Here is an 8,595-nt window from a genome sequence, read left to right as displayed (position 1 = left end):
ACAGCGCGCAGGCCTGACCCATAGCATGACGATGGACATGGCCAATATCTTTGGCTACGACGTCGATTTCGCTCAGGACATCCGCAAGGGCGACCAGTTTGACGTGGTGTACGAGCAGAAAGTGGTGAACGGCAAGAGCGTCGGCACCGGCAACATTCTGGCCGCGCGCTTCACGAATCGGGGCAAGACTTACACTGCGGTTCGCTACACCAGCAAGCAAGGTACTACCAATTACTACACCGCCGACGGCAACAGCATGCGCAAGGCTTTCATCCGCACCCCGGTTGATTTCGCCCGCATCAGCTCGATGTTCTCGATGGGCCGCAAACACCCGATCCTGAACAAGATCCGTGCACACAAAGGTGTCGATTATGCAGCGCCACGCGGCACACCAATCAAGGCCACAGGCGATGGCAAGGTACTGCTGGCAGGCCGTCGCGGCGGCTACGGCAATACCGTAATTATCCAGCACGGCGACACCTATCGCACGCTGTATGGTCACATGCAGGGCTTCGCCAAAGGCGTGCAAACGGGCAGTTCCGTCAAGCAAGGCCAAGTGATCGGCTATATTGGAACGACCGGTCTGTCGACTGGCCCGCACTTGCACTATGAATTTCAGGTCAATGGCGTACACGTAGACCCATTGGGTCAGAAGCTTCCGATGGCGGATCCGATCGCCAAATCCGAAAAACAGCGGTTCATGCAGCAAAGCCAACCGTTGATGGCGCGCATGGATCAGGAAAAGGCCACCACGCTGGCCTCGAATAAAAGGTAATCCATGGCCTACTTCTATATAGGTGTGATGTCCGGCAGCAGCCTTGATGGGATTGATATCGCCCTGCTGGAGCAGGATGACCGATCAAAACTGCTGGCAACTCACTACATTCCAATGCCGGAAGACCTGCATGCGGAATTACTCGCGCTTTGCTCAAGCGGCGCGGATGAGCTCGCTCGCGCAGCCATTGCGGAACAGAAGTGGTGCCGCCTGGTCGCAGAGGGTGTTCTGGCTTTGCTTAAAGAGCAGAACATGGTCGCTGGTCAGATACGCGCCATTGGCAGCCACGGCCAGACGATTCGGCACGAGCCTGCTCGCGGCTACAGCATCCAGATCGGCAACCCCGCCCTCTTGGCCGAACTGACCGAAATAACAGTGGTAAGCGACTTCCGTCGTCGCGACATTGCTGCTGGAGGTCAGGGCGCACCGCTGGTGCCTGCCTTTCACGAAGCGCTGTTCGATGACAACAAAAATCACCGCGCTGTGCTGAATATCGGCGGCTTCAGCAACCTGAGCCTGATTGAGTCTGATCGACCGGTCGAGGGTTTCGACAGCGGTCCGGGCAACGTGTTGCTCGATGCGTGGATACAGTCGCAGCGCCACGAAAGCTATGACAAGGACGGCGCGTGGGCCGCGAGCGGCAAGGTCAACCCGGACCTGCTCAAAAAACTGCTCAGCGATCAATTCTTCCTGACCAAGGGCCCTAAAAGCACAGGCCGGGAAGTATTCAATCTGGGCTGGGTGCATCATCATCTGTTCCAGCTACCTACGCTGGCACCGGAAGATGTACAAGCCACACTACTGGAACTGACGGCGCTGACAATTACTGAATCCCTGCAATCCGCACAAGCGACCACCACGCAACTGCTGGTCTGCGGTGGCGGCGCGCACAACGCGGCCTTGATGCAACGTATCGCCGAGCTGTTGCCTGATACCGAGGTCAACAGCACTCAGAAGTTTGGCGTCGACCCTGACTGGGTAGAGGCGATGGCGTTTGCCTGGCTCGCTCATTGCTGCCTTGAAGGCGTACCTGCCAACCGGCCCACGGTCACCGGCGCCAAGGGCCGCAGGGTTCTCGGCGCAATCTATCCGGCCTGAATCCTGAAAGCAAAACGTAAAACGCCGCTCGTATGAGCGGCGTTTTTGTTACAGCTGGCCCCGTCAGATCGAGAACGAAGAGCCGCAACCACAGGTAGTCGATGCATTCGGGTTCTTGATAACGAATCGCGAACCCTCAAGCCCTTCCTGATAATCGACTTCCGCGCCAGCCAGATACTGGAAACTCATCGGATCGACCACCAGGCTGACGCCTTCTCGCTCGACGATTGTGTCGTCGTCTGCCACGTCTTCATCAAACGTGAAGCCGTACTGAAAGCCTGAGCAACCGCCACCTGTAACGAATACACGCAGTTTAAGGCGGTCATTACCCTCTTCGTCGACCAGGGTTTTCACCTTGTGCGCTGCATTTGGGGTGAATTCCAAAGCCGTAGGCGTGAAGGATTCAACACTCATGTCAGATATCTCCCGGCATCAGCCGTCGTAATGCGTAATGACGGCATTATCCGCTTCTCCTAGAAAATCGGTCAACTATTTGCGCGGCAACGCCTCAGCGACCCCTTCAAGGCATCATTCCAGCATGGGACAGCCCTGCACGCTCATCCAGGCCAAACATGACGTTCATGTTCTGAACCGCCTGACCCGACGCACCCTTGACCAGATTGTCGATGACCGAAAGCACCACAACCAGATCGCCGCCCTGCGGACGGTGCACGGCGATACGGCAAACGTTGGCGCCGCGTACGCTGCGAGTCTCTGGATGACTGCCCGCCGGCATGACATCCACGAAAGGCTCGTCGGCGTAGCGCTTTTCGAAAAGCGCCTGCAGGTCTACGGAGCGATCAGTGACCGTCGCATACAGCGTGGAGTGAATGCCCCGAATCATCGGCACCAGGTGCGGAACGAAGGTCAGGCCGACATCCCCACCTGCGGCGCGGCGCAAGCCCTGAGTGATTTCAGGCAAGTGACGGTGGCCTTTTACAGCATAAGCCTTGAAGCTCTCGTTGGCCTCGGAGTACAGAGAGCCAATGCTCAACCCGCGACCAGCGCCACTCACACCTGATTTGCAGTCGGCAATCAGGCGAGTGTTATCGGCAATGCCTGCTTCAAGCAACGGCAGGAAGCCCAGTTGGGTAGCCGTCGGATAGCAACCCGGCACGGCGATCAGGCGCGCGCTTTTTATCTGCTCGCGATTGACTTCAGGCAGCCCGTAAACCGCGTCCTTCAGCAGCTCTGGCGCACCATGGGGCTGGCCGTACCACTTGGCCCATTCCTCCGAGTCCTGCAGACGGAAGTCGGCAGACAGGTCAATGACCCTGGTGCCAGCGGCAAGCAGCTCACCTGCCAGGGCATGGGCTACGCCATGAGGCGTGGCAAAGAACACGACGTCACAAGCGCCCAGGGTTTTAACGTCAGGCACGCTGAACGCCAGGCCGTCGTAATGGCCTCGCAGGTTCGGGTACATGTCGGCGACTGGAAGACCGGCCTCCGAGCGAGAGGTAATAACCACCACTTCTGCCTGCGGATGCTGTGCCAACAGACGCAGCAGCTCGACACCGGTGTAACCCGTGCCGCCGACGATACCGACCTTGACCATAACCTGCCCTCAACGAAACAACTGGAAAGCGGTCGATAATAGGAGCCTATGGCGTCTGCGACAACCGACAACGTGACGTATGGATGCACAAGACACTACTATTCGGCCACCGTGAACCTGGGAATAACTAAAAATGCTCTATCTATGGATCAAAGCGCTGCACATCATTTCAATGGTCTGCTGGTTTGCAGGCCTTTTCTACCTGCCAAGGCTGTTCGTTTATCACTCGATGAGTGAAGACGCTGTCAGCCGTGAGCGTTTCGAGGTAATGGAACGCAAGCTGTACCGCGGCATCATGGGGCCAGCAATGATTGCCACGCTGATTTTCGGCGGCTGGTTGATCAGCTTCAACCCCAGCGGCTACTTCAGCCAGGGCTGGATGCACGCGAAGCTGGCGCTGGTGGTGCTGTTGATCGGTTACCACCATGTGTGCGGCGCGCAGATCAAGCGTTTCGCCCGTGGCGAGAATGGCCGCAGCCATGTGTTTTATCGCTGGTTCAATGAAATTCCGGTACTGGTCCTGATCGCCGTGGTCATTCTGGTTATCGTCCGACCGTTCTGATCGGTTATCGCACCGTGCGTATTCGGACCATGAAAGGACGCTCTGCATGGGCAGAGCAATCCTCGAATGCTCCTAACTCAAGACAAGGAAGCCCTGTATGACCGAAACCCTTTTCAAGATCATGTTTGCAGGGAAGGTGCGTGACGGCGTAGAGCCAGAAACCGCACAGGCCAACCTGGCCGGACTGTTCAAGAGCGAAACGGCGGCTGTTCAAAAGCTGTTTAACGGTGAACCTGTAGCGCTCAAACGCGGCTTGGTCCGGGCGGAGGCCGAACGTTACATCGACGCTCTGAAAAACGCGGGTGTTGAAGCCTATCTCGAGCCCGATGAGGCTATCAGCCTCAATCTCGATGAAGTCTCCACTCAGGCCACGCCCTGGTCGCCCGCCAGACAGGCGCCCGCGGACGCCTCTCCGTATGCGCCACCCAAGGCGCAGGTCGTCAATGAGCAGTATGGGCATTCGACGCTCAGGATCTTCACCACTCACGGGCGCATCGGCCGCCTGCGGTTTCTGGCATGGAGCATGGTTCAGTGCGTCACCCTGGTAGCGTTGATGGCGCTTGCCCTGATGGTCCTGAACTGGTCGCTGGTCGGCGGAGGCTTGCTGATCGCGGTCATGGTGGTGGTGTTCATGACAATCGGCGTGATGATAGGCGTACAGAGGCTGCACGATCTTGGCTGGTCAGGCTGGCTCTTGCTGTTGAATCTGGTGCCCTTTGTAGGCACGTTGTTCCCCTTCCTGATGATGCTGCTGCCCGGCACACGAGGCCCAAATCAGTTTGGTCCACCGCCGCCGCCCAACACGCGGGGCGTCAAGGTGCTGGGCATTATCTGGATTGTCATGATCCCGATTATTTCGGTGGCCAGTATCTATTACAGCATCGGCAAACTCGCTCAGGCGGAACTGGCGCTGCAGACCGATGAGTATGAGCAATCCCTGCCCTACGACGATGAAGAGGACAAGGACAGTGCCTTGACGGCGCCGGAGGATGTCTACCAAGAGCCCAAAGACAACAGCAGCCAGTAACAGACGGCCCACGGTTCGGCGCAACGCCGGGCGCAACACGCTCAATGGAGAAATGCATGACCCGTTACGCCCTGATCACCGGTGCTTCCAGCGGTATAGGCCTGGCGATGGCCGAGGCGCTGGCACGCCGTGGTCGCAGCTTGATCCTGGTCGCACGCCAACGCGATCTTCTGGAAACGATTGCTCTGGAGCTGACCCAACGCTTTGGCGTCGAAGTACTGTTTCGCGCATGCGACCTGGGCGAGCCGCTAAGACTGTCAGGTTTTCTGCTGGAGCTGGAAGACGGCGCGCATCAGATCGACTTGCTGGTCAATGCCGCCGGCATTGGTACTTGCGGCCCCTTTCTGGCGCAGGACTGGGGCGCCGAACAAGACCTGATCGACCTTAATATTCTGGCCCTCACGCGCCTGTGCCATACCGTTGGCAACCTCATGGCTATTCAGGGCGGTGGGCAAATACTCAATGTCGCTTCGGTGGCGGCTTTCCAGCCTGGGCCGTGGATGAGCACCTACTACGCGAGCAAGGCCTACGTGCTGCACTTCTCCGAAGGGCTGCGCGAAGAGGTGAAGAAGGCCGGGGTCAAGGTCTCGGTATTGTGCCCGGGGCCAACCAGAACGGCTTTTTTCCGCACCGCGCAGCTACAGGTGAACGTCGACAACCTGATGAGCCCTGAAGAAGTTGCGCTGTACACCGTGCGTGCGCTGGAAAAAAACCGCGCAGTCATCATTCCAGGTTTCAGCAACAGGTTCTGGACGCTCAGCCCGCGCCTGGTTTCGCGCTGGCTGGCGCGGCAGATCAGCGGCTACATCAACAAGAAATTCTGCCCGCGCTGACGACAAACGACTGGGCTACTCGTACCTCGCTCAGTACACTCGGGCTCGTTGCTGCATGGCAATACCCTGCGACGCCCATCAACCGACAAGGAGCAACGGCTGTGGAAACTTTGTTTACCAAGATCATCAACCGGGAAATTCCGGCAAAGATCATCTACGAAGATGATCAGGTTCTTGCCTTTCACGACATTGCCCCTCAGGCACCTGTGCATTTTCTGGTGATCCCGAAAAAACCCATTCGCACCCTGAGCGATCTGACCGAAGAGGACAAAAGCCTGGCAGGACATATCCTGTTCACTGCGCAGCGTCTGGCCATCGAGCTGGGCTGCGAAGAAGGCTTTCGGGTGGTAATGAACTGCAATGAGCTGGGCGGACAGACCGTTTATCACATTCATATGCACGTGCTGGGTCAGCGTCAGATGAATTGGCCTCCGGGTTGATCCAGCGTTTGCAGGCATGATCGCGACCAGCGAAGCAGATGATCGCTGACCACACGAGACAGGCCCTGCCACCTCCGGCTGATTGGGGTAAACTGCCCGCATGATCTTACGGAGGTGCCCATGGCTACCGAACGTCAATACTCCCCACTCGACCGTCTGTTACTTCAAGCCGATAGCGCAATGCGCACATTGCTGCCGTCCAGCGCTCACGCCCGACGCCCTTCTCCCGCAGTCGTCCAGCCAGACCACAAGATGAGTGACGTCGACACGCGTCACGTGGCGGGCCTCATGCGTATCAACCACACCGGAGAAGTCTGTGCCCAGGCGCTGTATCAGGGTCAGGCGCTGACCGCAAAGTTGCCCAAGGTACGCAAGGCGATGGAGCACGCCGCCGAAGAAGAGATCGATCACCTGGTCTGGTGCGAGCAGCGCATTCGTCAACTTGGCAGCCATACCAGCGTGCTGAACCCGCTGTTCTACAGCCTGTCATTCGGCATGGGCGCAGTAGCCGGCATTATCAGTGACCGGGTCAGCCTGGGCTTTGTGGCGGCGACAGAGGATCAGGTTTGCAAGCACTTGAGCGAGCACTTGGTCCAACTGCCGACCGAAGACGGCAAGTCCCGGGCGATTCTTGAACAGATGCTCAGCGATGAAGAACACCACGCCGAATCTGCCTTGGAGGCAGGCGGCTTCCGCTTCCCGGCCCCGGTGAAGTTCGGCATGAGTGTGCTGGCCAAGGTCATGACCAAGTCGACTTATCGCATCTGAACAAAGCCCCACGAAAAAAGGCGCCTGCAAGAGGCGCCTTTTTCATGTCCGAAATCCGGCTTATACGGCTACGTTACGGCCGTAGAAGATTTCCAGCATTTCGTGTTTGACCTTCGCTGTCACTTGCTCGCGCTGCTCGACAGACAGGTTGCTGGTAGCGTCGCCGAACAGGTAGTTATCCAGTTCGAACTGCTTGAGCAGCATCTTGGTGTGGAACAGGTTTTCCTGATACACGTTCACGTCGGTCATCTGGTAACCGTTGCGCGTGTCTTCGGACAGGTAGTTCTGGATCGAGTTGATTTCGTGATCGATGAAGTGCTTCTTGCCTTCCACGTCGCGGGTAAAGCCGCGCACGCGATAATCGACGGTCACGATGTCCGACTCGAACTTGTGAATCAGATAATTCAGCGCCTTTAGCGGTGAAATGACGCCACAGGTCGACACGTCGATATCCACCCGGAACGTGGCAATGCCATCTACCGGGTGAATTTCAGGGTAGGTGTGAACCGTGATGTGGCTCTTGTCCAGGTGCGCCAGGATAGTTTCCGGCAATGGACCTGGCGACTCTTCGATCTGGCTTTCGGTAGGCGTCACCGGCTGCTCGGAGATCAGAATGGTCACACTGGCACCTTGTGGATCGTAATCCTGACGCGCAATGTTCAGGATGTTGGCACCAATGATATCGACAACATCAGTCAGAATCCGCGTGAGGCGTTCTGCGTCGTACACACTGTTGATGTACTCGACATACGCCTGCTGGTCTTGCGGGGTTTCCGCATAGCAGATGTCATAAATGTTGAAGCTCAAGGTCTTTGTCAGGTTATTGAACCCGTGGAGCTTGAGTTTGCTTTTCACCGTTAAAAACTCTCTATATGGGTGCGGCGCCAGCCGCGTGATCAAGCATGCCCGTCAGGTGAGCCCGGCTCATCTGCGTAGGACGGTTAACACCTCTTCGCGTTGGCGATTTTGGTTATCTGTTCGGGCTGCCAGCAGAAAACCAGTGCACGCTGCGCCCTGAAAAAGTGGCGCATTATGCAGACGTCCGAAGCCGTCTGCCAGAGTGTGCGCCGTTTTTATGATCGTTGGATGTCTGACGTTCAGCCCAGTTCGACAATTTCATAATCGTGAGTGATCTTTACACCCCCGTTTACGAGCATGATCGAGGCCGAGCAATACTTCTCTGCAGACAGCTCAATGGCACGCTTGACCTGAGTCTCCTTGAGCCCGCGGCCCTTCACAACGAAGTGCAGATGAATTTTTGTGAATATTTTCGGCTCTTCATCTGCGCGCTCGGCTTCAAGAAAGGCTTCGCAGCTTTCGACAGGCTGACGCGACTTCTTGAGGATGCTGACCACGTCAAAGCTGCTGCAGCCGCCCAGGCCCAACAGCACCATTTCCATTGGCCGAACACCCAGATTGCGCCCACCGCTTTCAGGCGGACCGTCCATTACCACTACATGACCGCTGCCGGACTCTCCGAGAAACATGGACTCGCCGGCCCATTGGATGCGTGCCTTCATCGCCAGGACTCCATTCT

The 8,595-nt window shown here is 57.3% G+C and carries 11 protein-coding genes (1 of these 11 only partly in view); 7 read left to right on the top strand and 4 right to left on the bottom strand.

Annotation, left to right across the window (positions count from 1 at the left end):
- Both I9H09_RS02385 and I9H09_RS02380 read left to right on the top strand, forming a co-directional pair.
- Positions 1 to 775: the 3' portion of a peptidoglycan DD-metalloendopeptidase family protein gene (locus I9H09_RS02385; protein WP_005896875.1), read on the top strand. The gene continues 647 nt to the left of window position 1, outside the view; 775 of the gene's 1,422 nt are visible here — the last part of the coding sequence; its start codon lies off the left edge, out of view; it ends in the stop codon at positions 773 to 775.
- A 3-nt stretch (positions 776 to 778) separates the two neighbouring features.
- Positions 779 to 1,873, top strand: a complete 1,095-nt coding sequence (locus tag I9H09_RS02380; RefSeq protein ID WP_005896872.1) for an anhydro-N-acetylmuramic acid kinase — start codon at positions 779 to 781, stop codon at positions 1,871 to 1,873.
- Positions 1,874 to 1,936: 63 nt separating this feature from the next.
- Here the strand turns inward: I9H09_RS02380 and erpA are convergent, their stop codons facing one another.
- Both erpA and argC read right to left on the bottom strand, forming a co-directional pair.
- Positions 1,937 to 2,287: an iron-sulfur cluster insertion protein ErpA gene (erpA, locus tag I9H09_RS02375; protein ID WP_002551953.1), complete on the bottom strand. Its 351-nt coding sequence runs from the start codon at positions 2,285 to 2,287 to the stop codon at positions 1,937 to 1,939.
- A 106-nt stretch (positions 2,288 to 2,393) separates the two neighbouring features.
- Positions 2,394 to 3,428, bottom strand: a complete 1,035-nt coding sequence (gene argC, locus I9H09_RS02370; RefSeq protein WP_122346938.1) for an N-acetyl-gamma-glutamyl-phosphate reductase — start codon at positions 3,426 to 3,428, stop codon at positions 2,394 to 2,396.
- A gap of 133 nt (positions 3,429 to 3,561) precedes the next feature.
- Here argC and hemJ point away from each other — a divergent pair, with 133 nt between their 5' ends.
- The 5 genes from hemJ (at position 3,562) to coq7 (ending at position 7,058) form a co-directional block, all read left to right on the top strand.
- Entirely contained in the window at positions 3,562 to 3,990 is a 429-nt protein-coding gene (gene hemJ, locus I9H09_RS02365) for a protoporphyrinogen oxidase HemJ (protein WP_005896864.1), read from the top strand.
- 97 nt (positions 3,991 to 4,087) lie between these two features.
- Positions 4,088 to 5,017, top strand: a complete 930-nt coding sequence (locus tag I9H09_RS02360) for a DUF805 domain-containing protein (protein WP_122346939.1) — start codon at positions 4,088 to 4,090, stop codon at positions 5,015 to 5,017.
- Between the two features lie 56 nt (positions 5,018 to 5,073).
- Positions 5,074 to 5,850 (top strand): SDR family NAD(P)-dependent oxidoreductase, encoded by a 777-nt coding sequence (locus I9H09_RS02355; protein WP_024690864.1) that lies wholly within the window; start codon positions 5,074 to 5,076, stop codon positions 5,848 to 5,850.
- A 101-nt stretch (positions 5,851 to 5,951) separates the two neighbouring features.
- Positions 5,952 to 6,290 (top strand): histidine triad nucleotide-binding protein, encoded by a 339-nt coding sequence (locus tag I9H09_RS02350; protein WP_005896857.1) that lies wholly within the window; start codon positions 5,952 to 5,954, stop codon positions 6,288 to 6,290.
- Between the two features lie 120 nt (positions 6,291 to 6,410).
- Positions 6,411 to 7,058, top strand: a complete 648-nt coding sequence (gene coq7 / locus I9H09_RS02345; protein WP_122346940.1) for a 2-polyprenyl-3-methyl-6-methoxy-1,4-benzoquinone monooxygenase — start codon at positions 6,411 to 6,413, stop codon at positions 7,056 to 7,058.
- A 60-nt stretch (positions 7,059 to 7,118) separates the two neighbouring features.
- Here coq7 and speD read toward each other — a convergent pair whose 3' ends face one another.
- On the bottom strand, positions 7,119 to 7,913 hold the full coding sequence (speD, locus tag I9H09_RS02340) for an adenosylmethionine decarboxylase (RefSeq protein WP_005896853.1): 795 nt from the start codon (positions 7,911 to 7,913) through the stop codon (positions 7,119 to 7,121).
- A 242-nt stretch (positions 7,914 to 8,155) separates the two neighbouring features.
- Entirely contained in the window at positions 8,156 to 8,578 is a 423-nt protein-coding gene (locus tag I9H09_RS02335; protein WP_005896851.1) for an OsmC family protein, read from the bottom strand.
- Positions 8,579 to 8,595 lie beyond the last annotated feature (17 nt).

Origin of the sequence: Pseudomonas tremae (assembly GCF_023278125.1) — a bacterium.
In the GTDB taxonomy this organism is placed as follows: Bacteria; Pseudomonadota; Gammaproteobacteria; order Pseudomonadales; family Pseudomonadaceae; genus Aquipseudomonas; species Aquipseudomonas tremae.
This window is presented reverse-complemented; position numbering and strand designations above follow the sequence as displayed.

Excerpts from the sequence above, each read along its gene's own strand:
- I9H09_RS02355 (WP_024690864.1), top strand. The coding sequence starts at position 5,074 with ATGACCCGTTACGCCCTGATCACCGGTGCTTCCAGCGGTATAGGCCTG.
- I9H09_RS02360 (WP_122346939.1), top strand. The coding sequence starts at position 4,088 with ATGACCGAAACCCTTTTCAAGATCATGTTTGCAGGGAAGGTGCGTGAC.
- argC (WP_122346938.1), bottom strand. The coding sequence starts at position 3,428 with ATGGTCAAGGTCGGTATCGTCGGCGGCACGGGTTACACCGGTGTCGAG.
- I9H09_RS02335 (WP_005896851.1), bottom strand. The coding sequence starts at position 8,578 with ATGAAGGCACGCATCCAATGGGCCGGCGAGTCCATGTTTCTCGGAGAG.
- hemJ (WP_005896864.1), top strand. The coding sequence starts at position 3,562 with ATGCTCTATCTATGGATCAAAGCGCTGCACATCATTTCAATGGTCTGC.
- I9H09_RS02380 (WP_005896872.1), top strand. The coding sequence starts at position 779 with ATGGCCTACTTCTATATAGGTGTGATGTCCGGCAGCAGCCTTGATGGG.
- coq7 (WP_122346940.1), top strand. The coding sequence starts at position 6,411 with ATGGCTACCGAACGTCAATACTCCCCACTCGACCGTCTGTTACTTCAA.
- erpA (WP_002551953.1), bottom strand. The coding sequence starts at position 2,287 with ATGAGTGTTGAATCCTTCACGCCTACGGCTTTGGAATTCACCCCAAAT.